Genomic DNA, 24,566 nt, shown 5'->3' on the forward strand with positions numbered 1-24,566 from the left:
CAGCTCTCGCATCTCTTCGATGCGCTCGGTCTCGAAGTCGATGATCTGCATGAACTTCATGGGTGCGTCCACAGGTGCCTCCACCCCGGCCGTGGGGGGGGGGGGGGGGGGGGCCCCCCCCCCCCCCCCCCCCCCCCCCCCCCCCCCGGCCCCGCCGGCGCCGCCGGCCCCCGCCCCCCCCCCCCCCCCCCCCCCCCCCGGGAGGGGGTGGGTCGGCCGGGAGTGCCACAGGAGGGGGAGGCACCCCGGGCCGCACCACCCAGGTGCGCGGTCAGTGCTCGCGAGGCGCGGGCACCACTCGCTCCACCTCGGGGTGGACGGTGAGCAGCTGGCGCATGGCCGACTCGGCGGCCGCGCCGTCGCCGGCGGCCAGGGCGTCGACGATCCTGCCGTGCTGGACCAGCGACGTCTCGTTCGGCCGGTCGCAGCCGGTCACCGGGCCACCGGAGACCTGGAGGGCGGCCGAGACGATCCCCGAGAGGTGCTCCAGCATGCGGTTGCCCGCGAGCTGGATGAGCAGCGAGTGGAACTCGGCGTCGGCACGGGAGAAGGTGAGGACGTCACCCTGGCCCATCGCGTGACCCATGATCTCGACCATGTCGGCGAGCCGCTGCTGGACGTCGTCACGTCCGTGACCTGCGGCGAGGCGGGCGGCGAGCGGCTCGATCGTCCAGCGCAGCTCGCTCAGCTCGCGGCGCTGGTCGTCGCGCTGCGGCCCGAAGGCCCGCCACTCGATGATGTCCGGGTCGAGGAGGTTCCAGTCGCTGACGGGGCGCACGCGCGTGCCGACGTTCGGGCGGGCGCTGACCAGGCCCTTCGCCTCCAGAACGCGGAGCGACTCGCGGACGACGGTGCGGGAGACCTCGAAACGCTGACCGATCTCCTCCGGCACGAGCGGGCGGTCGGCACCCAGGTCACCGGAGACGATCATCTGGCCGAGCTGTTGAACGAGTTGGCCGTGCAGCCCGCGTCCGCGGCTGCCCGCGGCGCGTCGGCCGACCCGGCCCAGTTCCGGATCCGAGCCTTCCCAGGCGGAGGATCCGACGCGGTCGGCGACGGGCGCCTCGGCGTAGGGGTAGCGGTCGAGTTCGCCCGAGCCGGCGAGTCCGGAGTCGGCGGCGCGGGCGGCGGTCATCATGGTGTGCGCAAGGGTACTCACGCATCTTTTGTCGGCGTCGTCTCCAACTCCCTTGAGGTCTTTGGTGAAAAGCACACGAAAGGGTGATCGCTCACCCCGTCGCAATTGACGCCTTATCGGAAAGAAATGGGCTTTCCCCGGGGAGTTGTGAGCACGACAGATCCGAGAACGGCACGGACGGTCGTCATCGGACCCGGCTCCTCAGGGTTGTGAAGAGATAGGCGCAGAGCAGGGCGGTGAGCGACAACGTCAGTGCGCCGCCCACGGGTTGACCGATCACACGGGCCACGGCCGCGAGATACCGCTCTCCCCCGAACGGCCACTGCGACAGGAGCAGCTCCCGCATCCGCAGCGGAAACCCGGCCGCCGTCCGCACGGACGGCCCTTCCAGGACCTTCTGCACGAGGGGTACGACGACGATGGGCACCGTGACGACCGCGGCGAGCCCGGCGGTGGTGGACCGGAAAAGGCCCGCGGCGAGTACGCCGGCCCAGGCGCAGCCGACCACGAGCCCGATCCAACTCGCGCCGAGCGAGAGCCAGTCGGAGGGAACTTCCGCGAGCTCCCGTCCGTAGACGAGATAGAGCACCTCGAGGTCGCAGCCCAGGGTGAGGACGGCCAGCGCCAGGGCCGTGGAGGAGGCGACGAGGAGCTTCGCGGCCAGCAGCCCGAGCCGACGGGGGACGGTGCCGCGATCCGCCGCCAGGGCGGGGTGGCGGAACTCGTCGCCGAACGCGATCGCGCCGAGCAGCCCGGCCCCCAGCGCGGCGGGCGGCAGCGGGAGCTCCCGCGGCCAGGCGACCAGCAGGCGTGCGCGGGGTGTGTGGCCGACGCGGGCCAGCACCACTGCGGTGAGGGCGGACACCACGAGCACCACGGCCGCAGTGACGAACCCGGTGCCGACGCCGGCCGCACGCCGCAGCTCGTAGCGGAGGGGACGGAGGGGGCTGGGGGCGGGGCGGACGGAGATGGGGGGCGGCAGATCGGGGAGGCCGTCGAGGGCGGACGCGGATGGGCGGGCGTGCGACGGATACTCGTCCCCGCCGGCCTCTGGTGCCTCCTCCTGAGCATCGTGGTCCACGGCGGCCCTGGCCTGCCCGGCAGGCGCCTGCGAGGACACCGCGGGCTCCCCTGCCGAGCCCCGCTCCCGGCTCTCACTCGGCGCGGCGTCGGACCTGCGCCTGCGATCGCCGGCCACGGCGATGTCCCGGTACTCCCCCTGCGGGGCATCGTCGGCTCCGGCCTCGGTGGGGCCGAAGTCCGGACCCATGTCGCCGATCTCGTCGGCGAGTTGGTGCACCAGGATGCCGTTGCGGAACGCGATCTCGCCGACCGCGGCACAGGTACTTCCGTACACCGAGAGCCGGTTGCCGGTCTCGCGGACCACCTCGACGGAACGGTGCCCCGCGCGCGCGTCCCTATTGAGCAGGGCGGCGAGGCGGGAGGCGTGCGGGGTGCGGACGGCGACGCGGGGCCGCAGCCGGGTGCGTGCGAACTCGGCGGCGTCCTGGTCGGCGACGAGCGTGCCCCGCTCCAGGGTGACGACCCGGTCTGCGGTGCGTGCGGCCTCCTTGGAGTCGGCCGTGGTCAGCAGGACCGTGCCGCCCTGGGCCGCGTGGGCGCGCAGCGCTCCGTGCAGCCAACGGCGCTCCCGGGTCGTGAGCCCGTCCGCGGGATCGTCCAGCACGAGGGTGTGCGGGTCGGCCAGCAGCGCGCAGGCCAGACCGAGGCGGCGGTCCATACCGCGCGAGAGGGTGCCCAGGCGCTCTTCACGCAGGCTGACTAGGCCGACCACCTCCAGGACCTCGTCGGCACGCCGCACCGGAACGCCGGCGGCGGCACACAACATGCGCAGATGCCCGCGCACCGTGCGCGCCGGATGCCCGGGTACGTCGCCCAGCAGCACGCCGACCTCGCGCGACGGATGCGCGATGCGGTGCAGGGGGCGACCCCTGAAGAAGGTGATGCCACGGCCCTGTTGGAGTTCGAGCATGAGTCTGAGCGCCGTCGTCTTACCCGCGCCCGACGCTCCGAGGAGCGCGGTGACACAGCCCGCGCGAGCCTCGAAGGAAACGTCGTCGACGGCGGGGGGAAGCTCCTTGCGAGGGTTGCTGGTCAGTCCGATCGCCTCGATCACCCGCAGCAAGATAGCGCGCTATGTCCGTTTTTTCGGGTAGGGCAAGGCGTGCTGCACCGGCGACAATCAGCCCGATCAGCCACCTGCTCGCACTTCCGGCCCGGCCTCGGACGCGGCGGACCGCCTCGAGCGGTGAGGCGCCCGACTCCCGCGTCAGACCTCGGGTCGCAGCATCGGAGGGTTGAGCAACGTCGCTCCGCCGGCCCGGAAGAGCTGGGCGGGGCGGCCGCCCTGCCGGGTGGTGGTCCCGCCGGTGGGGACCAGGAAGCCCGGCGTACCCGTCACCTTGCGGTGGAAGTTGCGGGGGTCCAGCGCCACACCCCACACCGCTTCGTACACCCGCCGCAGCTCCCCCACGGTGAACTCGGTGGGGCAGAACGCCGTGGCCAGCGACGAGTACTCGATCTTCGAACGGGCTCTCTCCACGCCGTCGGCCAGGATCTGCGCGTGGTCGAACGCGAGCGGCGCCACCGGTTCCCCGTCACGGCCGAAACCGCCCTGCTGCAACAGCTCGTCGACCGGCGCCCAACGGGCGTTGCTGGCGTCCCCGCCCGCGCGTGGCGCCGGCAGGTCCGGGGCCAGCGCGAGGTGCGCGACGCTGACCACCCGCATCCGCGGATCCCGCTTGGGGTCGCCGTACGTCGCGAGTTGCTCCAGATGCGCGCCGTTGTCCTGCGCCGGACCGACAGGGTCGTGGGCACGCAGCCCGGTCTCCTCGGCCAGTTCGCGCGCGGCGGCCTGCGCCAGGTCCTCGTCGGCCCGTACGAACCCACCGGGCAGTGCCCAGCGCCCCTGGAACGGCGGTTCACCCCTGCGCACCGCCAGCGCGCACAGGGCGTGGCGACGCACGGTCAGCACGACCAGGTCAACAGTGACGGCAAAGGGCGGAAAGGCTGACGGGTCGTAGGGCATGCGGCGATCATAGTCGTCTGCCTGACGATAAACACTCCCTTCGTCGAGCCGGTCGGTGGGTGATCCAATTCGGTTGGGTGGGGCTTGACCTTTGTGGAGGTCGTGCGTTGTACCAGGTCGGGGGTGGGGTGGGGCGGGGTGGGGGGTGGGTTGGGTGGGGGGGTGGAGTGGGTGGGGGTCGGGTGGCGGTCGGGCGAGGTCGGGTGGGTGGTGGGGCGGGGCCATGCGAGGGCGTCGGGCTTGCGGGCGGTGCGGTCAGGGTCGGTGTGGTGAGGTCGGGTGGGTGGTGAGGCGGTGCAACGAGGGCGCCGGGTTTGCGGGCAGCCCGGTCAGGGTCGGTGTGGCGAGGGCGTCGGGCTCGCCGGCGTTGTGGTCAGGCACCGGGGTGGTGGGCGCTCACGCTCGTGGCGTTGCAATCCGGCCCGGTGTCGCGAGGGCTCACGTTCGCAGTTGGAGCCCTTCGGCGGCCTCCTCCACCATGGCGAGGCCAAGCCGGCTGACCCGTACGGAGAAGGGGGCGCCGGCGACGCGAAGGCCCGTAAGGACGATCTCGCCGAGAGGTGCGCTGCGCATGGGGCGCAGCGTGACCGTCCCCGCCGGGGCGTCCGGGCGCAGGCCGGCGAGGGTCGCACACAGCAGCACCCCGGCCGCCGCTGCTGTGGCCGCGGGGCGGCAGGCCGCCGGATGCGGGAGGGGGACGCTCCCTTCGGTGCGCTGCTCCCCCGCGTACATGTCGGGGAGCCGGTGCCCGAAGGCCCCCGCGGCCGCCAACAGGCCCTTCAGCAGGGCGCTCGCCTCCTTCTCGTAGTCGGCGGCGGCTAGGCCGGCTACCGCGACCGCCGTCTCGTGGACTCTCACGGCACCGCTGCGGTGGCCGAACGGGTTGTGTCCCGTCTCCTTGGCGCCCAGTCCACGCAGGCCCCAGCCCGAGTCCATGGCCGGACCGCCGAGCAGCCGGGCGAGTTGTTCGGTCTGCACCTTGTCGAGGAGGCCGGGTGCTTGTTCTCCTCCGCCCAACAGACCGGAGTCGAGAAGGTGGGCGGCAGCAGCCCCCAGATACGGTACGAAGCGTCCGTCCGGGGTGCGGGCAGCCGCGGGCCTGCCGCCGCCCAGGTCGTCGATCCAGAATTCGGCACGGAACTTCGTCCGCAACGCCCCCGCCCAGTGCCGCAGCTCGGCACCGCCCGGTCTGCCACAGAAGTCGAGCAGATCGGCGCCGAGCAGCGCCGCACGATGGGCATGGGCTTGCGTCTCGCAACGGACTGGGCCACCGGGTTGAGGGTCGGGCAGATAGACATCGCCTCCCACAGCGGTCCGTAGCCAGGTCAGGCAGCGCTCGGCGGCTGGGAGGAGTTCCTCGATCTCGGGTTCGGGCAACCCCCAGCGTCGGGCCTCCGCGAGGAGCGCGGGAAAGAGCAGCGTGGCCTCCGTGCCCGTGCAGCCCGGCGGCAGATGTGTGCCGGCGTCCCGCCTCGGCCCGGGGATCATGCCGAACTGGCCGCCTTGAACTCTGAGTTGGGCACGGGCCAGAGTGCGCAGCGTGCCTGCGGCGAGCCGGGTGCCCAACGGCAGGCTCATCCGGGCGGCGGCGAGGGCCTCGGCCGGGGCCAGGCCGCAACGCCAGGGAGCCCCGGCGGCCAGGTAGGTGTCGGAGGGGTGAGCTGGGTCGCGCACCATGAGTGCCTGGAGATCGCCGATGCTCGTGCGCAGCAACGCATCCACCCCGGGATGGTCACCGTCCGCCCGCGCGGGAGCGAGCGCACCGGTCGCGGCCCGGCCCACGGCGCGGACAGGTCCGGCTCCGGCCGGCCTGACCCGCAGTTCGATGCTCGCACTGCCTCCCGGGGGCAGTTCGAGCTCCCAGCGCAGCAGACCTGCCGAGGCCAGCGCCTCGGAGGGCGGCGGGTCGGCCGTGACCACGGAATTCCCCTTGGCACACGACCAACGCAGGCCGGAGTCATGCACGCTAGCCGGGAGTTCGGGTCCTGTGTCGCCGCACGCGATGGCAGCCAGGTCGGCAAGATCCGTGGCCAAGGCGATCTCGACCGGAAGCCGCAGAGCGCGGGCGGCCGCGCTGCGCAGTGTGATCCGTTCCGTGCCGTCGGCATGCCGGGTGCGCTCGACAACGACGTCCGGGTCGGGGCCGGCCTGCGGGGAGGTACGCAGCGTCCCCACGAAGCGGACGCAGTCGGCAGCGGTCATCCGGGCCTGGACTGCGAGGGGTTCGCGTCCGGCCACGCGGATCTGACAGCGCGAGAGGACGCGCCGGCCCGCGCGGTAGATCCCGTCGAGTCCCCGTCCGGTCAACTGGCCCTGGTCCGTGGAGATTGCGAGCCCGGGCAGCGCCACGCAGATCAAGGCGTTGTGGGTGGGAGGCAGGGCGGCGGAACGGCCTGCGGCCGGTGGCTGGGCCAGCGGGGGCTGGGTGGGCAGAGGTTGGCCTGGGGCCGGGGAGACCGGGGAGGCCGGGGAGCGTTGCAGCGGGGATGAGGGGAGGCGCTGGGGTGTAGTTGAGGGTGGGCCTAGGAGTGCAGACGAGGGCGGAAGTTGGGGTGGGGATGAGGGCGGGCGTTGCGGCCGAGGCCAGGGCAGGAGGTTCGGGTTCCTCGGGCTTCCTGGCTGCTGGAGAAGCTTGACCTCACGTCCTTGACGTCCTTGCCCGTCCGGACCGGCGTCTTGGCCTGATGCGGGCCGCCAGGGAGCATCTGAGACCCGGTTGACGCTTCGGGCAGCACCACTGGAAGTCCCAGCAGCGCGCTGACCCGCACGGTCCCGCGCCACGTGCGGCGCCGCATCCTGCCGCTGGGACGGCACAGGACCACCGGTTGTCGAGCATTCGTCGGCGGCTCGAGAGATCGGAGTCGGTTGAGACATGGGGCGGCTTCCTCTGCGCTCATCGCGCCGCAGACGGGTGCGGCGCCGGCTGGGGGATCCGGAGTTGCGGGCGCGGTACGGCGGTGCGGCCGGTCCAGGCGTACCGCCACTCAGGTGAACGGGGCGAGATCCCTACGGGTCACGCCCGTCATGAGCCGGCCCCGACAGCGGGCCAATGCGTCCGTCGGATTCGCCAGGTGGGGCCAGGCGCTGTGAGGCGCCGAGGCACAGGTCAGCGGACCAAACGGGCCGCTTGCGGTGGCTCGGACTCGGCACGTGGAACTGACCACTACGGCTTATGTCACTGACGTCACGACCCCAGACCACCTCACCGTGCGGCTGCTGTCACCAACTGCCCTCCACGCCTCACTCGTCCCCCTCGGCGCACGCGTTTCCGGAACGCACACCATCGGGGAGGGGCCGATTCCGACGCGCGGCACCCTTCCGCGACAGGCGCGCAGCCGTGCCCTTCGCGCCATACGGAGCCGCACTCCTCAGCACACGCGGTGCCGTGCCGCCCTGCCGCTCGGACCCCGGACGTGCACCGGAAGACGTACGAGCACGGCCCGCACCCCGGCCTCGCCCGGCCGCCCTCACGGACCGGGGAACGCCGCCGACCGCACCCGCTGGGCGCCGAGCACCTCGCTGATCATCCGCCCCTGAGGTCGACGGGGTCGACGCACCATCCACCGCATCACCCCGTACTGGCTCCCCGACCTCACTCGCTTCCAGCTCCGCCTTCTCCGGCCGGCAGGCAGGCGTCCGCCCTGCGTCCGTCCGCTCACGCCCGGTGCGTTCCGCTCGCAGGCAGCGGCGGATCGACTCGGGGTCCAGTCCCTCGTTGCAGGCTTGATGCAGCAGACGGGCGAAGAGGTAGTCGGAGTCGGCGCCGAGTGCCATGGCGAGTGCCTCCCGGGCCTCCAGCTCGTCGCCGCTGGACCAGGCGACCCAGCCGGCCAGGGTGAGAGGCGCCGCGGCGTGCTCGCGGTACGGTCCGACGCAGCGGCGGGCCAGAGCTCGCCAGAGTCGTAGAGCGGGCTCGGCTTTGTCGCCTTCCATCCACTCGGCCACCCGGTCGCGCATCGCACGGTCCTGGAGACCGTGAATGAGCCTCGCTGCTTCGTCGTGACCGATCAGCTCGTCGTCACGGAGATCCGCGGTGAACGTGCCTGCCACGGGCGGGGCGGTCGCGAACCGGCTCAGGAGCAGCTCGGCGACTTCCAGCGTCTCCTCTGCCACGCCCGGTCGTTTCTCATCGTCGATGATCCTGTGGACCAGTTCGGCCCCGACGGTTTCGAGAGCGTGCTGCTGTTCCCGCACGGGGCCGCTCTCCCAGGGCAGCAGCCTGGCCCGCAACTCACGCAGTGAGCCTCGTACCCGCACCCCGGCATAGGCGGCAGCGGCTGCCAGTACCGACGTACCGGGCAGACCCATCGGCCGGCCCTCGGCAGGACAGCACTCCGTCCTGTCGCAGCAGTACGACCAGAAGCGGCCGTCGGAGATGCACAACGCCTCGATCACCGGCACGTCCAGGCTTCCGCACGCGACCCGCATTTTCTGGGCCAGCGGTCGCAGCCGTTCCATGACCTGTCGGCCCGTCTCGCCCTTGCCCGGTTCCTGGCAGAGGAACGCGACCATTTCCTCCGGCCGTGTTCCCCTGCGCTCGCTGCCGGTCACCAGTCCATGGGCCAGCTGCCCGGCCGCGTCGTCCCAGTCGTCCGCGCTCGCCGGAATGCCAAGCCGCGCCCGGCCGCCGAAGCGGCCGCGGCCGTCCTTGTCGTGGATGGCGACCAACACGATGCTGTCCTCCGGGCGATACCCGAGCAGATACGGCAGGGCGTCGGCCAGTTCGGACGGGGAGCGCAGGGTGACCTGGTGTTGGGGCAGGTGTGCTTCGTACACCGGGCAGTCGAGCGGGTCTACGGGACGGGGACGTGGTCCGTTTTGGCCCTTCTCTCCGTCCTGCACGTCATGCCCTGCGTCCTGCACGTCATGCCCCGCCTGCGCCTCGTCCCTGCCCTGCACGTCGCGCCCGCCCCAGACGTCACGCAAGCCACCGGCGGCGTTGGCGCTGTCAGTGGCTCCAGGGGCCCAGCGCTGCTCCTCGCCCGAGGCGTCGTCGTGGTCAGAAGATCCAGTCGTTCCGCTGTGGTTCGTCATACGCCGACGATCTCGCGGATCACGAGACTCCGCTTTGCCCTGTGGATAACTCCGAGCAGGGACACGACAACCCTCGAAAACACCCCGCCACCCCAAGCACACCCTCACCCCTCTACCGCCCTGCCCGAGCCCGCCGCCGCGACCCGCTCACCCCCGTTTGTCAGTCCCGTCCTGTTGTATGGAACCCATGGAGCACACGAGCAACGCGGATCTACGGGCGGCGGCCGACGCGGTCCTCGCCCGTCTCGTCGGGGACGCCACGGGCGCAGCCCGCCTGCGCGAGGACCAGTGGCGGGCCATCGAGGCACTGGTCGCCGACAGACGCCGGGCCCTCGTCGTGCAGCGCACGGGGTGGGGCAAGTCCGCGGTCTACTTCGTGGCCACGTCCCTGCTGCGATCCCGTGGCAGCGGCCCCACCGTGATCGTCTCGCCGTTGCTCGCGCTCATGCGCAACCAGGTCGAGGCCGCGGCCCGGGCCAGCATTCGTGCGCGGACCATCAACTCCTCCAACACCGAGGAATGGGACACGATTCAGAGCGAGATCGCGTCGGGCGACGTCGATGTGCTGCTGGTCTCCCCCGAGCGCCTCAACAACCCTGATTTCCGGGACCAGGTGCTGCCCAAGCTGGCCGCGGCGACCGGCCTTCTCGTGGTGGACGAGGCGCATTGCATCTCGGACTGGGGTCACGACTTCCGCCCGGACTACCGCAGGCTGCGCACGATGCTCTCCGATCTCCCGCCCGGAGTGCCCGTGCTGGCGACGACGGCCACCGCCAACGCACGCGTGACGGCCGACGTCGCCGAGCAACTCGGCACGGGTGGCAGCTCCGACGCTCTGGTGCTGCGCGGTCCACTGGACCGGGACAGCCTGAGTCTGAACGTCCTGCGCCTGCCGGACGCAGCGCACCGGATGGCGTGGCTCGCCGATCACCTCGACGATCTGCCGGGCTCGGGGATCATCTACACGCTCACGGTCGCCGCAGCCGAAGAGGTCACAGCCTTCCTGCGGCACCGCGGGCACACGGTCGCCTCCTACACCGGCAAGACGGAGAACGCCGACCGGCAGCAGGCAGAGGACGACCTGCTCGGCAACAGGGTCAAGGCTCTGGTGGCCACCTCGGCGCTCGGCATGGGCTTCGACAAGCCCGACCTCGGCTTCGTCGTGCATCTCGGTTCGCCCTCCTCCCCCATCGCCTACTACCAGCAGGTCGGTCGTGCCGGGCGCGGTGTCGAGCACGCCGAGGTGCTGCTCCTTCCCGGGCAGGAGGACGAGGCGATCTGGCAGTACTTCGCCTCGCTGGCCTTCCCCTCCGAGGACCTGGTGCGCCGCACTCTCGACGTCCTCACACGGTCGGACAGGGCCATGTCGCTGCCCGCCCTCGAGCCCCTGGTCGAACTGCGCCGGTCGCGGCTGGAGACCATGCTCAAGGTCCTCGACGTGGACGGGGCGGTACGGCGGGTCAAGGGCGGCTGGGTCGCCACCGGCGAGCCGTGGGTGTACGAGGCCGAACGATACGACTGGGTCGCCCGTCAGCGCAGGACCGAGCAGCAGGCGATGCGCGACTACGCCTCCACGGCGGGCTGCCGTATGGAATTCCTCCAGCGTCAGCTCGACGACGAGGGGGCCAAGCCGTGCGGTCGCTGCGACAACTGTGCGGGCGCCCGCTTCACCGCCGACATGTCCACGACCGCGCTGGACGCCGCGCGCGTCGACCTCGGCCGGGCAGGGGTCGAGGTGGAACCGCGACGCATGTGGCCGACGGGGCTGCCGGCGATCGGCGTCGACCTCAAGGGCCGTATCCCCGCCGGTGAACAGACAGCGCCGGGCAGGGCGTTGGGTCGTCTGTCGGACATCGGCTGGGGCAACCGGCTGCGACCGATGCTGGCGCCCCAGGCCCCGGACGGCCCCGTACCCGACGACGTGGCGAACGCGGTCGTGGGTGTCCTGGTCGACTGGGCCAAGGGCCCGGGCGGCTGGGCCTCCGGAGCGCAGGACGCGTCACCGCGCCCGGTCGGCGTGGTCTCGATCGCCTCACGCACCCGGCCTCAGCTCATCAACTCACTGAGTGCGCGCATCGCGGAGATCGGCAGGCTCCCGCTGCTGGGTTCCCTGGAGTACTCCGAGGAAGCGGCGCCGGTTTCCCGTAGCAACAGTGCGCAGCGGCTGAAAGCCCTCGACGGCGCCTTGGTCGTGCCATCCTCCCTCGCTTCGGCCCTCGCCGAGGCCCAGGGGCCTGTGCTGCTTGTGGACGACTTCACCGAGACCGGCTGGACGCTCGCTGTCGCGGCGCGCATGCTCCGCCGCGCGGGGGCACAGGCGGTGATGCCGTTGGTTCTGGCCATGCAGGGGTGATCACGACCGAGGCGGGGTTGATCACGACCGGCACGGACGTGCGGCGACCGCGTCTGCCCCAAACTCTGGACGTACGTCCACATCACGGCGTAGGACCTGGTTGCGCACGGTCGCCCCGCGTGTCCCATAGTCATGCACTGGGTAGGGATATAACCCGCGCACCAGCAGATATCGGTCGGTGGCCCCAATTGCTCGTTGCCGCATCCAGGTTCGACAGGAAGAATTGGAGTCCGCTCCCCGCGCGGCTCGTCCGTGATCCGGAAGGGCTCTCTGCGGTGTGCGTTCCCCCGAATCAGACCTCGCCCGCAGTATGGGCGCGTAGCCGAAGGGAGGACCGTGACCTTCGGATTCGCTCCGTCCTCCGCGGCATCCATGTCGACGTCAGCCGACCTGTCCGCCGCATCCGCCAACCCCTTGGCCCGCATGCTCGAACCTGCGGAATGGGCAGCGGCGGGCATCCCGCTGCTGCGCAATCCCCGCGAGGTCGTCAGCGGTCTGCACTCACGGCACCGCCCCAGGCCGGCGACCGCCATCGTCGCGGTGCTCGATTCCGAGGAACGGCTGTGCGCGAGTGCCTCGTTCATCCGCCGACCGGCTCCGGCCGACGGTTGGATGTTCCGCAATGCGCTGCTCGCCCAGTTGCGCCGAGTCATCCCGCACGACCTGCGGCGCCGAACTCCGGTGCGGACTGCCGTGCTGCTCTACTGCCGTGAGGGCGACGCCCGTTGGACGGAGGAGGACGGCGCCTGGATGTGGGGACTGCGTGACGCCTGCACCTTGCACGGTCTGCGTTGCGGCGCCTACATCACGTTGACGAGCGACGGGTGGCAGGTCCTCGGCGACGGTCGCGGCGGCCGCCGCCCCAACGCCGATTCGTCACCGGAGCCCTTCGCCACATCCGAGTCACCGGTCCCGTTGCCGCGCACCGGCGGCGCTGCCTCGGAGGTCCTGCGGCGCGCGGCTGCCCGCTGAGACCACGGCCGTACGCTCAGGGCACGAACGACCGGCGACGGCACAGCGGGAGAATGTCGATCGACGTCACGGTCGCGCCGTACGACGTATGCGAAACGGCAGCCGAGACACTCCGAGCGAGCGTGCGTGCGTTCGGCGACGTCGCCGCGACTACGGACGCCCACCTGTGATCTCCGCGGATCGGCCCAGGCCGCCGCGGTCCCGACGGCCGTCCGTCGTGGACGGCGTTGTGTCCCGAAAACCCGCCTGCGCCTGCGCACGGCACGTGTTCACGCGTCCTCCGCGCACGCCGAAGGCCTCGCCGTGCGGAGACGCCGCCTCAGCGGCGTCCCATCCCCCGCTGTCCCGCGGAAATACCCGCCGGACGAACCGGATCAGACGCCCGCGCCCAACACCGAGTTGATCCGCTGCGGGTCACCGCAGACGATCAGCAGGGCGCCGGCCCGGCTGAGGGCCAGAGGCAGGGCGTCGGCAGCAGCGTTGTCGGGTCCGCCGTTGACGGCCACCACGACCACCGGTCGCACGGCGGCGCGATCCACGACGGAAGCGTCGGCGTAGAACACGTCGTCGCCCGCTTCGTGCTGTGCCCAGTAGGAGGCTTCGCCGAAGGACAGTTCGTGGGTGGCCCACGGATGCTGTTCGCCGGTGGTGATCACCAGCACCTCGCCCGGGGCACGGCCCGAGTCGAGAAGCAGGTCGACGGCCTCTTCGGCGGCGTCGAGGGCGCCTTCGAGCGAGGCGGGGATCAGCTGGATCTGGGGGGTGGTCGCCGACACCGGGGCGGGGGCGGCGGCAGGGGGGCCCGACGGTCCGGGCTTGGCCACGGCCGCATCGCGCGGCGTACGTTGCACCGGCGGCGCGGGCCGAACCGGCCCAGGTCGACCGGGACGCGACGGAGCCGCGGGACGCGGGCCGGGTACGGGACGAGGGGTCGGCGCGGTACGGCCACTGGCCGGAGTGGCGCGGGGACCCTGGGCACTCTCGTGAATCTGAGGCTCCTCGGGAATGAGAGGCATGAGCTGATTTTTATCAAACGCTGGTACGACTCGCGTCGGCGGGTGGCACACGAGTGCGAACGAAATCGTCAGAAGTCGAAGCCGAGCTGTCCCTCGATCTCCGGAACGCTTGCGTCCATCCACGTGCGGACCTTCTTGAGGTGCCGCCACTGGGGCAGCGCATCAAGATACGCCCACGACAACCGGTGGTACGGGGTGGGTCCCCGCTCCGCCAGTGCGGCCTTGTGCACGGGCGACGGATACCCGGCGTTGTCCGCAAAACCGAAGTCTGCATGGTCGATACCCAGTTCGGCCATCATTTTGTCGCGCTGAACCTTGGCAATGACCGAGGCCGCCGCGACCGCCACGCAGGACTGGTCGCCCTTGATCACCGTACGGACCTTCCAGGGAGTCCCGAGATAGTCGTGCTTCCCGTCGAGGATCACGGCGTCAGGGCGGACCGGCAAGGCTTCCAACGCGCGCCCCGCGGCGAGGCGCAGCGCGGCCGTCATCCCCCGCTCGTCGATCTCCTCCGGAGAGGCGTGCCCGAGGGCGTACGACGTCACCCACGTCCGCAGCGCCTCGGCGAGCTCGGTGCGTCGCTTGATGGTGAGCAGCTTGGAGTCCGTGAGGCCCTCGGGAGGCCGACGCAGTCCGGTCACCGCCGCGCAGACGGTGACGGGGCCGGCCCAGGCACCGCGCCCCACCTCGTCGACACCGGCAATGATCTTCGCTCCGGTCGTGGCTCGCAGGGAGCGCTCGACGGTGTGAGTAGGGGGTTCGTACGGCATGGCGCCCTTAGCCTACGCCGACCGAAAGCCGCTTCGACACCCCGGTCCACCGAAGCGGCGACCCGGGCGGCGCAGCAACACCTCAGACCCCTGCCGACCGGAGCAGGGGAAGCATCAACTGGTCGATCATCTCCTCGAGATCCTGGTCATTCCATTCGCTTGCGCACATCTTCGATCGATACATCATCATCGCCGGAATGGCGTCGAAGACGTAGCCGTTCGCCGCATCCTCCCGCACCTCTCCCCGCTCAATGCCACGGGTGATGACCTCACGGAGCAGCTTGATCGTCGGCTCCACGACACCCTCGAAGATCACGGTATGAAAGCGCTCGGCCTGGACGCTGTCGCATTCGTGAATCACCGATCGGAGCGCGAATCCAGGGCGGGAGAACATCGCCTCACGGGCCTGCCGACACAGTTGGAGCAGATCCTCACGCACACTTCCGAGGTCGGGCGCCGACTCGAAGCGCGGCAGGCCCGCTCGCAGCGCATCCGCGACGAGATCCTCCTTGGACGGCCAGCGGCGATAGACGGCCGCCTTACCGGTCTGCGCACCGGCGGCGACACCTTCCATCGTGAGGCCGTTCCAGCCGACGGTGCTGAGTTGGTCCAGGGCGGCATCGAGGATCGCGCGTTCGAGCACGGCGCCGCGCCGACGGAGGGAGGCCGCCTGAGCGGGGGCGGTCGTCCAGCGCGAGGTAACCATCTGAGCGTCTCCAACGAACAAGGGAAGCGGGATTCCGGGGACTTGAGCCCACCGCACGGCAACTACAGGGGACAAGCCGCGCGACGGTTTTGCGAGTGAACGCTTGCGTTCACTAATGGGGACTCACTACGGTTGACGCGACAGTGAACGCGAGCGTTCACTACGGCACTTGTGGGGGACCCATAGTGACAACCTCTCAGTTGATCAAGGATCAAAAGCCAGGTGCGGCCCGCCGGGAGGGGCATCCCGGCATCGCGCTCGCCGTCATCGCGGCCTGCCAACTCATGGTGGTACTCGACGCGACGATTGTGAACATCGCGCTCCCGCACATTCAAGACGCTCTCAAGTTCAGCACCACCGACCTCACCTGGGTCGTCAGCTCCTACACGCTCACCTTCGGCGGTCTGCTCCTCCTGGGCGGCCGGGCCGGTGACATCCTGGGGCGCCGCCGGGTCTTCATGTCCGGCATCCTGCTGTTCACGCTGGCCTCGCTGCTCGGCGGACTCGCCCAGGAACCCTGGCAGTTGCTGGCCGCGCGCGTACTCCAGGGCGTGGGTGGCGCCATCGCCTCGCCGACCTCGCTGGCGCTCATCACCACCACGTTTCCCGAGGGGCCGGAACGCAACCGCGCCTTCGGTGTCTTCGCCGCGGTATCCGCGGGCGGTGGCGCCATCGGCCTGCTCACGGGCGGCATGCTCACCGAGTGGCTCGACTGGCGATGGGTGCTCTTCGTCAACGTGCCCATAGGCATCCTCATAGCCGTGCTCACACCGCTGTACATCAGCGAGTCCGAACGGCACACCGGCCGTTTCGACATAGCGGGCGCACTGACTTCGACGACCGGCATGGCGTCCCTGGTCTACGGCTTCATCCGCGCGGCGGACGAGGGCTGGCGGGACAGCCTGACCATCGGCTCCTTCGGCGCCGCCGTGGTCCTGCTGCTGGCCTTCGCGTTCATCGAGTCGCGAGCCAAGGAGCCGATCACCCCGCTCAGGATGTTCGCCGACCGCAACCGCTCGGGCACGTATGTGATCATGCTCAGCCTCGCCGCGGCGATGTTCGGCATGTTCTTCTACATCGTTCTCTTCGTCCAGAACGTGCTGCAGTACAGCCCGATCGAGGCCGGCCTCGCCTTCCTGCCGGTGACGGTCGTGATCGCGCTCGGGGCGGGCCTGTCGCAGCGCTTCCTGCCGGTGTTCGGACCCAAACCGTTCATGCTCGTGGGCTCGGCCCTCGCGGCGATCGGGCTGGCTTGGCAGACCCTCGTCAGCGCCGACAGCTCGTACGTCGGCGGAGTCCTTGGCCCGATGCTCGTGTTCGGGTTCGGCATGGGGCTGAACTTCGTGACACTGACGATCACCGCCGTCTCCGGGGTCGCCCAGCACGAGGCCGGTGCCGCGTCCGGGCTTCTCAACGCCACGCAGCAGGTCGGCGGTTCCCTCGGTCTGTCCATCCTGACGACGGTCTTCGGCTCGGCCAGCAGGGACGAGGCGGAGAAGCAGCTGCCTCAGTTCATGGCGGAGGCGTCGCCCGCGCAGAAGGCGGAGTTCGCCCAGACGCATCAGCTCCCCGGCCGATGGGGACACGAAGTGCTCACGCAGGGGATCTCGACAGGCTTCGTGGCGGCGGCCGCGATGGCCGTACTCGCCCTGGCCACTGCGTGGTTCGTGATCCGGGTCCGCAAGAGCGACCTGGATGCCCTCGCCGGGACGACGGGTCCGATGGCCGGCTGATCCGGCCGGGCCCCCGAAGGGCCGCGGATGGCCGGATCGTGCCCGGGGGACATACGGCGAGGACGACGAGCCGGCCATCCGCACCACTCTCACGGCGACAGCTGACGCGCCTGCCCCGCAGGTACGGGCAACCGGCACTCCACGCCAGGCGGCGGTCGCCGCAACCATCAGCACAGCCAGCACCGACATGACCCCCACGGCTCCACCTCCCGCGCCCCTCTTGTGACACCTGCGTGTCCGGCCCAAGCGGCCGCACACCGACTGCCACGACAACGCGCCGACGGTCACGCAGAGTTCCCGGGATGCACAGAAAGTTATCGAGCTGCCCGACAAGGTGGGGAAGCCGCGGAAAATGCGGTCCCGGCGGTCCGACGCGACGCCGTCACACGGACGTCGGCACCCACTCCGGCAGCGCCTCGGTCCGCTCCGCCCATTCGGCCGGCACCGCTCCGGCCTTACCGGACCCGATCACGCCGCCCACGATGGCGCAGGTGGTGTCGACGTCACCGCCGACCTGGGCAGTCGTCCAGAACGCCTGCTCGTAGTCGCCCAGAGCCCGTGCGGCCGACCAGAGCGCGAAGGGCACCGTGTCGTGGGCGGTCGTACGCCGGCCGCAGCCCAGGACAGCCGCGACGGTGGCGGCGTCGCCGTAGTCGAGCATGTCCCTGGCGCGCCGCAGCCCGGCTCCGACCGCGCTCTTCGGGATCAGAGCCACGACGTCGTCCAGGAGAGCCTCGGGGCCGGGCGGACCGCCGGGGGCGGCGGCCAGCGCGGCAGCCGCGGCCACGGCCATGGCGCCGACCACGGCCTCGCGGTGCTGATGCGTGGGGTAGGCCGAGATCTCGGCCTGATGGGTCGCCTGCTCGGGGTCATCCGCGTACCAGGCGCCGAGGGGCGCGATCCGCATCGCGGCGCCGTTGCCCCAGGATCCTCGTCCGTTGAAGAGTGCGGCCGACAGCTCGCGCCAGTCGCCGCCTTCCCGGATCAGGCGCAGCAGCCGGTTGACCGCGGGTCCGTAGCCGCGGTCGAAGTCGTGGTGCTCGGCGAAGGAGCGAGCCAGGGCGTCCTGGTCGATGCGGTGGTGGGCGGCCAGGACCGCGACGACGGAGCCCGCCATCTCGGTGTCGTCCGTCCACTGCCAGGGGCCGGGCGGCAGCTCACGGCGCTTGACCAGCGGGTAGTTCACCGGCACGAAGAACTGCGAGCCGAGCGCGTCGCCCACCGCGAGTCCGCGCAGGCTGGCCAGGGCGCGGTCCAGGCGCCCTTCGGGTGAGGAATCAGCGGTCATCGCTCTGCCACTCTATCCGGTGATCCCATACGGTTCCGGATCTCGCCAGCGTTCGAACGGCCGGTCAAGCGTGTACTTGCCGTCGTCCCCGAGAACGAGCATCCGCATCTCCGCGTTCCCCGGGTTCGACAGCGATTCGAATTCGGCGACCGTCCAGTGGAACCAGCGCATGCAGAACAGCCGCATCGCCAGACCGTGGGTCACCAGCAGCACGTTCGGCGGGTGATCGGGCGCCTCGAAGCTGCGGAACAAGCTCTCCAGGAAGCCACCGACCCGGTCGTACACGTCGGCGCCGGACTCACCCTGCGCGAAGCGGTAGAAGAAGTGGCCGTAGGCGTCCCGGTATGACTTCTGGAGGCGTACGTCGTCGCGGTCCTGCCAGTTCCCCCAGTCCTGCTCGCGCAGGCGGGGCTCCTCCCGCACGCGTATGAGCTCGGAGTCCAGGTGAAAGGCGCGCAGCGTCTCGTGCGTACGACGATAGGGCGAGACGTACACACTGACGTGCTCGCGGCCGAACACGTCGCGTAGTCGTTTGCCCGTCTCCTCCGCCTGCCGCCAGCCCCGCTCGGTCAGGGCGAGGGAGTGGTCGGGCTCACGCTCGTAGACGGTGTCATCAACATTGCCCGTTGACTCCCCGTGCCGGACAAGGACGATGCGCCGTGGTCGTGCCATGCCGAAACCCTAGATCGGCCGACGGCTGATCGAGCACTCGTACGGGCTCCATACGGCGTAGGTCACACATTTTCTGCACCACCAGCCACACCGGGGCACACGAGGGGTGGGTCCGGATTTCAAACCGTCCAGGTCGATTCGAGCTCCACGATGTCACCCGTAAGGGCCGCCACGTCGGCCTCCGTCTGGGCTCGCAGCGCCAGCCGCTCCACACGCTCGGTGCGGTATTTGCCGTGCTCCGCGGCCGACTGCCACATCGACAGCACCAGGAACTCAGGACCCGGCGCCTCACCGAACAGCCCCCGGATCATCCCGGGCGAGCCGGCCATGGCGGGGTTCCACACCTTCTCCTGCATCAGCGTGAAGTGCTCGGCCCGCTCCTCATGGACACGGCAGTGGGCCACCCGGACGAGGTCCGCGTCGGTGAAGCGCGGCTCGAAGCCGGTCTTCACGTCGAACCGATAGTCGAAAAGCTTGACCTGGCTGTCCTTGAAGGTGCCCGACTGGGCCGCGGCCAGCCGGTCGTGGGAGCGGGCCATGAAGGAGTCGTAGAAGGAACGGCTCTCCCAGAACGAGAAGATGTGCGCAACCCCCTGCCGGCCCCGACTCCACCCACCACCCTGCCCCCGAAATCCCGGCTCCCCCAGAAGCCCCGCCCATTTTCGCTGCCCCCGCTCGAAGCCGCGGCGGTCCACCACGGTGCAGCGAATCCACTTGACCAGCACCGCGCCATGGTAAGGCCACGGAGCGTGGCGCCGGTCACGCTCGGCCGGAGAGCTCCTCCGCGCACGATCCCGGGTACGTGGCAGGATGGGCAACCGGCCTTGTCCACTGGGCAGTTCGGGCAGAGGGCAGACGCGTTGCGGGGAAGGGGAAGCCTGGTGAACGCCATCAACAAGGGGATCCGGAAAGTCGAGATCTCGGTCAAGTGGGATCCGAGTCCGGCCGGACAGCCGCCCACGGATCTGGACATAGTGGCCGCGACGTACCTGGCAAGCGATCCCTATGGGGATCCCGCGTATGTGGTGCACTTCGACAGCCGTTCGCCCGACGGCACCATCTACCTCAACCGGGACAGCAAGGACGGCAAGGGCTTCGGCTGGGACGAGGTGCTCACCGTGGAGCTCGACCGGCTCGACAGCCGGTACGCGCGCGTGCTGGTCGGAGTGGTGATCCAGCAACGCCCCGCGCAGCGCACGTTCGTGAGCGTGATCAAGCCGGCCCTGCGTATCCGCGAGGGGTACACCGTGATGACCGAGGACGACTTCGGCGGTGTGCTGGGGTCCACGGCGGCCACCGTGGCGGAGTTCGTACGGCAGGGGTCGGACTCGTGGGAGTTCCGCCCGGGCATCCTCGGCTTCGAGGACGACCCGGCGACGTTCACGGCGACCATGGGCGGGGTTCGCCGGCCATGAGCGTCGCAGCACGCGCGTGGGGACGTTTCCCGCGCGTGGGCAACGCGCAAAGATGAGGGGCGCCGACCAAACGTCGGCGCCCCTCATCTTTGCGTACCTGTCGTCAGGGGCCCCTCAAGGGCTACCTGACGACCCAGTCCCGCGCGGGTGTACTGGCGGAGAGTACTTATTCATGGCGTGCGCTATTCCTCGACATCCGGCTCCCGATCGGGGAACGCACGCAGCCTTAACTGTGGCGCCCTGTGGTCGGCGAGCCACCGCATCCGGTTATCTTCCGCCGTGAAGCCGGCGCGTGCGGTGTGGGTCCACTCGTCTCGGTCGAGGACCTTGAGGTACGTCGACCGGAGCTCTTCCTGCTGCGCCGCAGTGCACCCCGCAGCCTTGGGAGGCTCCGTAGTCAGGTGCTGAGTAAGCAGCGCGATCGTGAAGTAGCGCTCGACGGTCGGGCTGAGCGAACCCACATGTCGAGCATGAGCTTCCAGGACCACTCCCGAATAGGGGTAGTGAGCGAGGGTGAGTCCCATCCCCCCGCAGTCGCTCATCAGATGGAGTAGCCGACCGATATGGTCGACCATCTCGCTGTCAGAATCTAGGTCTTCAAGCGCCTCATGGAGCTTGGCGACTGTGGCGACCTTGCCGGCGAAGTATCCGTTGAGGAAGTCGCCGTCGCAGGCCCTGCGAAGCAGCCAGGGTCGGGCAGTTGGATCGTCGAGTCTGCAGAGTGCTTCAACGACATAGACGCGTCCCCAGCCTGTGACTCGCTCGGCGAGCCAGAGCAGGGCTTCAACTCCTCCTGTCTGCCGCTCGAAGGCGTGTGCCGCGAGCGGCCCGAAGCGGTCGGAGAGCAGCCCGATCGTCTGAATCAGTGGGATGTCGTCGACGGTTCCCACAACGGCGAGCAGGGCAAGCCCGACTGTTACTGAGCAGCGATCAATGCCATAGCGGACGAGCCAGCGGCCAGTTTGACGAGCGCGTTCTGTGTCCACCCGCTCAGCCGCAGCGGCGATGTGCTCGTTATGGTGAATCGGTATGTAGACGTCGTGGAAGACATCGGCCAGTTCGCTGGGCAGGGCAGAGGCCCTGGCGAAATGCGTGTCCAGAATGAGCGCAATATCCTTGCCGGTCAAGTGCCGGTCTTTGGGCGCCTTCGGGCCTCGGCGACGGTGCAATGCGTCGTCGGGAAAAGGGTACCCGTCGCGCGGAAGCGGCTCATCCGGAACCAGTTGATGTAGCCGCAGCGCGTGGTCGAACAGCGTTGTCGGCGATCCGGGCAGTCCTGTCCCGGTCGTCTCGCTCATCGACGGACGGAGGACTCGATTCTCTTGATCATGGCCCGGAGCATGCCACGAGAGTAATTGCCGCGACAAGCCCTCAATGCAGCGGCGCGTTGCATCAAGCACAACAGCCAGGCGTCACGCTCGTCGAAGGCGGTGGAGCCGTGAGACCGGCTCCACCGCCTTGAACAGCTACTTCACGCCCTGAAGGCGCTCGGTTTCAGCTGCAACCGCTCGTCGAGCCGCAGCCCTCGCAGATGTAGCAGGAACCGGCCCGCTGCATCTTCGTACCGCAGGAGAAGCACAGCGGGGCGTCGGCCTGGATGCCCAACTGCATCTCCACCAGCTCGGCGCTGGTGTGAGCCTGCTGCGGGGCGGGCTTGGCCGCCGAGGCGTCGGCCTTCGGGGTGGCGACGGCCTTCAGCTCCTGGGCGCGCGGCGCCGACTGGGCCAGGCCCTCGACGTCGACGTCGTCCTCGCTGGACTCGTAGGAGCCCGTCTCCAGGTGACGCTGACGCTCCTCGGCGGAGTGGATGCCGAGTGCGGAGCGGGTCTCGAAGGGCAGGAAGTCCAGCGCCAGGCGACGGAAGATGTAGTCGACGATCGACTGCGCCATCCGCACGTCCGGGTCGTCCGTCATGCCGGCCGGCTCGAAGCGCATGTTGGTGAACTTCGAGACGTACGTCTCCAGCGGCACGCCGTACTGGAGGCCGACGGAGACGGCGATCGAGAAGGCGTCCATCATGCCGGCGAGCGTCGAGCCCTGCTTGGACATCTTCAGGAAGACCTCGCCGAGACCGTCGTCCGGGTAGGAGTTGGCGGTCATGTAGCCCTCGGCACCGCCGACGGTGAAGGAGGTCGTGATGCCGGGACGACCCTTCGGCAGGCGCTTGCGGACCGGGCGGTACTCGACGACCTTCTCGACCGTCTCACGGATGGTGGCCTCGGCCTTCTCCGTGATCTCGGTCTTCTCCTTCTCCTTGGTCTTCGCGGAGAGGGGCTGGCCGACCTTGCAGTTGTCGCGGTAGATCGCGAGCGCCTTGACGCCCATCTTCCAGGCCTCGAAGTAGATCTCCTCGACCTCCTCGACGGTCGCCGACTCCGGCATGTTGACCGTCTTGGACAGGGCGCCGGAGATCCACGGCTGGATCGCGGCCATCATGCGGACGTGGCCCATCGCGGAGATGGAGCGCTCGCCCATGGCGCAGTCGAACACCTCGTAGTGCTCGTGCTTGAGGCCCGGGGCGTCGACGACATTGCCGTTCTCGGCGATGTGGGCGACGATCGCCTCGATCTGCTCCTCCTGGTAGCCCAGGCGGCGCAGGGCCTGCGGGACGGTGCCGTTGACGATCTGCATCGAGCCGCCGCCGACCAGCTTCTTGAACTTGACCAGCGCGAGGTCGGGCTCAAGACCGGTGGTGTCGCAGGACATCGCGAGACCGATGGTGCCGGTCGGGGCGATGACGGACGCCTGGGAGTTACGGAAACCGTTCTTCTCACCGAGGCGCTGCACGTCCTGCCAGGCCTCCGTGGCGGCGGCCCAGATCGGCGTGTCGAGGTCGTCCATGCGGACGGCCTTGCCGTTGGCGTCGGCGTGCTGCTTCATGACGCGCAGGTGCGGCGTCGCGTTGCGCGCGTAGCCGTCGTACGGGCCGACGACCGCGGCGAGTTCGGCGGAACGACGGTACGACGTGCCCGTCATCAGGGAGGTGATGGCACCGGCGAGGGCACGGCCGCCGTCCGAGTCGTACGCGTGGCCGGTCGCCATCAGCAGGGCGCCGAGGTTGGCGTAGCCGATGCCGAGCTGGCGGAACGCGCGCGTGTTCTCACCGATCTTCTGCGTCGGGAAGTCCGCGAAGCAGATGGAGATGTCCATCGCGGTGATGACGAGCTCGACGACCTTCGCGAAGCGCTCGACGTCGAAGGACTGGTTGCCCTTGCCGTCGTCCTTCAGGAACTTCATCAGGTTCAGCGAGGCGAGGTTGCAGGACGTGTTGTCCAGGTGCATGTACTCGCTGCACGGGTTCGAGCCGTTGATACGGCCGGACTCCGGGCACGTGTGCCAGTGGTTGATGGTGTCGTCGTACTGGATACCGGGGTCGGCACAGGCCCAGGCGGCCTCGGCCATCTTGCGGAAGAGGGCCTTGGCGTCGACCTCTTCGATGACCTCGCCGGTCATACGGGAGGTCAGGCCGAACTTGCCGCCCGACTCGACCGCCTTCATGAACGTGTCGTTCACACGGACCGAGTTGTTGGCGTTCTGGTACTGGACGGACGTGATGTCGTCGCCGCCCAGGTCCATGTCGAAGCCCGCGTCACGCAGCGCGCGGATCTTCTCCTCTTCCTTCACCTTGGTCTCGATGAAGTCCTCGATGTCGGGGTGGTCGACGTCGAGGATGACCATCTTGGCGGCGCGGCGGGTGGCGCCGCCCGACTTGATCGTTCCTGCGGAGGCGTCGGCACCGCGCATGAAGGAGACCGGACCTGAGGCGTTGCCACCCGAGGACAGCAGTTCTTTGGAGGAGCGGATCCTGGAGAGGTTCAGGCCGGCGCCGGAGCCGCCCTTGAAGATCATGCCCTCTTCCTTGTACCAGTCGAGGATCGACTCCATGGAGTCGTCGACGGACAGGATGAAGCAGGCGGAGACCTGCTGCGGCTGGGGCGTGCCGACGTTGAACCACACGGGGCTGTTGAAGCTGAAGATCTGGTGCAGGAGGGCGTACGCCAGCTCGTGCTCGAAGATCTCGGCGTCGGCGGGCGAGGCGAAGTACTTGTAGTCCTCGCCGGCCTTCCGATACGTCTTCACGATGCGGTCGATGAGCTGCTTGAGGCTCACCTCGCGCTGCGGGGTGCCGACGGCACCGCGGAAGTACTTGCTGGTGACGATGTTGACCGCGTTCACCGACCAGAAGTCGGGGAACTCGACGCCGCGCTGCTCGAAGTTGACCGAGCCGTCGCGCCAGTTGGTCATGACGACGTCACGGCGCTCCCAGGCCACCTCGTCGTACGGGTGCACGCCGGGGGTGGTGTGGATGCGCTCGATACGCAGTCCCTTGGTCGCCTTGGTGCCCTTGGCGCGGGAACTCCGCGCCGGACCGCTCGCCGTCTCTGTCATGCCGCCTCCCTGTACGGGCTAAAACGCCCTG

The 24,566-nt window shown here is 69.7% G+C and carries 17 protein-coding genes; 4 read left to right on the plus strand and 13 right to left on the minus strand.

Annotation, left to right across the window (positions count from 1 at the left end):
- Positions 1–271: 271 nt before the first annotated feature.
- From ACIQWG_RS39415 to ACIQWG_RS39435, 5 genes are all read right to left on the minus strand, one after another.
- Positions 272–1,159 (minus strand): FadR/GntR family transcriptional regulator, encoded by an 888-nt coding sequence (locus ACIQWG_RS39415; RefSeq protein WP_404105522.1) that lies wholly within the window; start codon positions 1,157–1,159, stop codon positions 272–274.
- A 163-nt stretch (positions 1,160–1,322) separates the two neighbouring features.
- Entirely contained in the window at positions 1,323–3,275 is a 1,953-nt protein-coding gene (locus tag ACIQWG_RS39420; RefSeq protein WP_404105525.1) for an ATP-binding cassette domain-containing protein, read from the minus strand.
- A gap of 153 nt (positions 3,276–3,428) precedes the next feature.
- Positions 3,429–4,187: an NUDIX domain-containing protein gene (locus tag ACIQWG_RS39425; protein ID WP_404105528.1), complete on the minus strand. Its 759-nt coding sequence runs from the start codon at positions 4,185–4,187 to the stop codon at positions 3,429–3,431.
- Between the two features lie 438 nt (positions 4,188–4,625).
- Complete coding sequence (locus ACIQWG_RS39430) at positions 4,626–6,536, minus strand: glycogen debranching N-terminal domain-containing protein (protein WP_404105531.1); 1,911 nt, start codon at positions 6,534–6,536, stop codon at positions 4,626–4,628.
- An 891-nt stretch (positions 6,537–7,427) separates the two neighbouring features.
- A complete protein-coding gene (locus ACIQWG_RS39435; RefSeq protein ID WP_404105533.1) occupies positions 7,428–9,221 on the minus strand; it encodes a DUF4192 domain-containing protein in 1,794 nt (597 codons plus the stop codon).
- Positions 9,222–9,408: 187 nt separating this feature from the next.
- On the opposite strand from ACIQWG_RS39435, the gene ACIQWG_RS39440 reads away from it, so the two are divergent.
- Together ACIQWG_RS39440 and ACIQWG_RS39445 are read left to right on the plus strand one after the other, a co-directional pair.
- On the plus strand, positions 9,409–11,574 hold the full coding sequence (locus tag ACIQWG_RS39440) for a RecQ family ATP-dependent DNA helicase (protein ID WP_404105536.1): 2,166 nt from the start codon (positions 9,409–9,411) through the stop codon (positions 11,572–11,574).
- 336 nt (positions 11,575–11,910) lie between these two features.
- Positions 11,911–12,546 (plus strand): hypothetical protein, encoded by a 636-nt coding sequence (locus ACIQWG_RS39445; protein WP_404105539.1) that lies wholly within the window; start codon positions 11,911–11,913, stop codon positions 12,544–12,546.
- 374 nt (positions 12,547–12,920) lie between these two features.
- Here ACIQWG_RS39445 and ACIQWG_RS39450 read toward each other — a convergent pair whose 3' ends face one another.
- The 3 genes from ACIQWG_RS39450 to ACIQWG_RS39460 all read right to left on the minus strand — a co-directional run bounded on the left by ACIQWG_RS39450 (position 12,921) and on the right by ACIQWG_RS39460 (position 15,038).
- The gene (locus tag ACIQWG_RS39450) at positions 12,921–13,562 is read right to left on the minus strand and encodes a hypothetical protein (protein WP_404105542.1); all 642 of its coding nucleotides are present in this window, start codon (positions 13,560–13,562) and stop codon (positions 12,921–12,923) included.
- 68 nt (positions 13,563–13,630) lie between these two features.
- Positions 13,631–14,332 (minus strand): ribonuclease HII, encoded by a 702-nt coding sequence (locus ACIQWG_RS39455; RefSeq protein WP_404105545.1) that lies wholly within the window; start codon positions 14,330–14,332, stop codon positions 13,631–13,633.
- Between the two features lie 82 nt (positions 14,333–14,414).
- Positions 14,415–15,038, minus strand: coding sequence for a TetR/AcrR family transcriptional regulator (locus ACIQWG_RS39460; RefSeq protein WP_404105548.1), 624 nt, complete (start codon positions 15,036–15,038; stop codon positions 14,415–14,417).
- Positions 15,039–15,223: 185 nt separating this feature from the next.
- On the opposite strand from ACIQWG_RS39460, the gene ACIQWG_RS39465 reads away from it, so the two are divergent.
- Positions 15,224–16,771, plus strand: a complete 1,548-nt coding sequence (locus ACIQWG_RS39465) for an MFS transporter (RefSeq protein ID WP_404105551.1) — start codon at positions 15,224–15,226, stop codon at positions 16,769–16,771.
- Between the two features lie 382 nt (positions 16,772–17,153).
- On the opposite strand, the gene ACIQWG_RS39470 is transcribed toward ACIQWG_RS39465, so the two are convergent.
- From ACIQWG_RS39470 to ACIQWG_RS39480, 3 genes are all read right to left on the minus strand, one after another.
- Positions 17,154–18,059, minus strand: a complete 906-nt coding sequence (locus ACIQWG_RS39470; protein WP_404105554.1) for an ADP-ribosylglycohydrolase family protein — start codon at positions 18,057–18,059, stop codon at positions 17,154–17,156.
- 12 nt (positions 18,060–18,071) lie between these two features.
- A complete protein-coding gene (locus tag ACIQWG_RS39475; protein WP_404105557.1) occupies positions 18,072–18,731 on the minus strand; it encodes a histidine phosphatase family protein in 660 nt (219 codons plus the stop codon).
- 119 nt (positions 18,732–18,850) lie between these two features.
- Positions 18,851–19,456 carry a YdbC family protein gene (locus ACIQWG_RS39480; RefSeq protein ID WP_404105560.1) on the minus strand — a complete coding sequence of 202 codons (606 nt, stop codon included), beginning with the start codon at positions 19,454–19,456 and terminating at the stop codon, positions 18,851–18,853.
- Between the two features lie 156 nt (positions 19,457–19,612).
- On the opposite strand from ACIQWG_RS39480, the gene ACIQWG_RS39485 reads away from it, so the two are divergent.
- A complete protein-coding gene (locus tag ACIQWG_RS39485) occupies positions 19,613–20,146 on the plus strand; it encodes a TerD family protein (protein ID WP_404105563.1) in 534 nt (177 codons plus the stop codon).
- Positions 20,147–20,328: 182 nt separating this feature from the next.
- Here the strand turns inward: ACIQWG_RS39485 and ACIQWG_RS39490 are convergent, their stop codons facing one another.
- Both ACIQWG_RS39490 and ACIQWG_RS39495 read right to left on the minus strand, forming a co-directional pair.
- Positions 20,329–21,444 (minus strand): hypothetical protein, encoded by a 1,116-nt coding sequence (locus tag ACIQWG_RS39490; RefSeq protein ID WP_404105566.1) that lies wholly within the window; start codon positions 21,442–21,444, stop codon positions 20,329–20,331.
- Positions 21,445–21,640: 196 nt separating this feature from the next.
- Positions 21,641–24,535, minus strand: coding sequence for a vitamin B12-dependent ribonucleotide reductase (locus tag ACIQWG_RS39495; protein ID WP_404105569.1), 2,895 nt, complete (start codon positions 24,533–24,535; stop codon positions 21,641–21,643).
- Positions 24,536–24,566: the final 31 nt, after the last annotated feature.

Origin of the sequence: Streptomyces sp. NPDC098781 (genome assembly GCF_044759995.1) — a bacterium.
Classification (GTDB): Bacteria; Actinomycetota; Actinomycetes; order Streptomycetales; family Streptomycetaceae; genus Streptomyces.

Excerpts from the sequence above, each read along its gene's own strand:
- ACIQWG_RS39440 (WP_404105536.1), top strand. The coding sequence starts at position 9,409 with ATGGAGCACACGAGCAACGCGGATCTACGGGCGGCGGCCGACGCGGTC.
- ACIQWG_RS39495 (WP_404105569.1), bottom strand. The coding sequence starts at position 24,535 with ATGACAGAGACGGCGAGCGGTCCGGCGCGGAGTTCCCGCGCCAAGGGC.
- ACIQWG_RS39435 (WP_404105533.1), bottom strand. The coding sequence starts at position 9,221 with ATGACGAACCACAGCGGAACGACTGGATCTTCTGACCACGACGACGCC.
- ACIQWG_RS39425 (WP_404105528.1), bottom strand. The coding sequence starts at position 4,187 with ATGCCCTACGACCCGTCAGCCTTTCCGCCCTTTGCCGTCACTGTTGAC.
- ACIQWG_RS39475 (WP_404105557.1), bottom strand. The coding sequence starts at position 18,731 with ATGGCACGACCACGGCGCATCGTCCTTGTCCGGCACGGGGAGTCAACG.
- ACIQWG_RS39450 (WP_404105542.1), bottom strand. The coding sequence starts at position 13,562 with ATGCCTCTCATTCCCGAGGAGCCTCAGATTCACGAGAGTGCCCAGGGT.
- ACIQWG_RS39490 (WP_404105566.1), bottom strand. The coding sequence starts at position 21,444 with ATGAGCGAGACGACCGGGACAGGACTGCCCGGATCGCCGACAACGCTG.
- ACIQWG_RS39470 (WP_404105554.1), bottom strand. The coding sequence starts at position 18,059 with ATGACCGCTGATTCCTCACCCGAAGGGCGCCTGGACCGCGCCCTGGCC.
- ACIQWG_RS39460 (WP_404105548.1), bottom strand. The coding sequence starts at position 15,038 with ATGGTTACCTCGCGCTGGACGACCGCCCCCGCTCAGGCGGCCTCCCTC.
- ACIQWG_RS39455 (WP_404105545.1), bottom strand. The coding sequence starts at position 14,332 with ATGCCGTACGAACCCCCTACTCACACCGTCGAGCGCTCCCTGCGAGCC.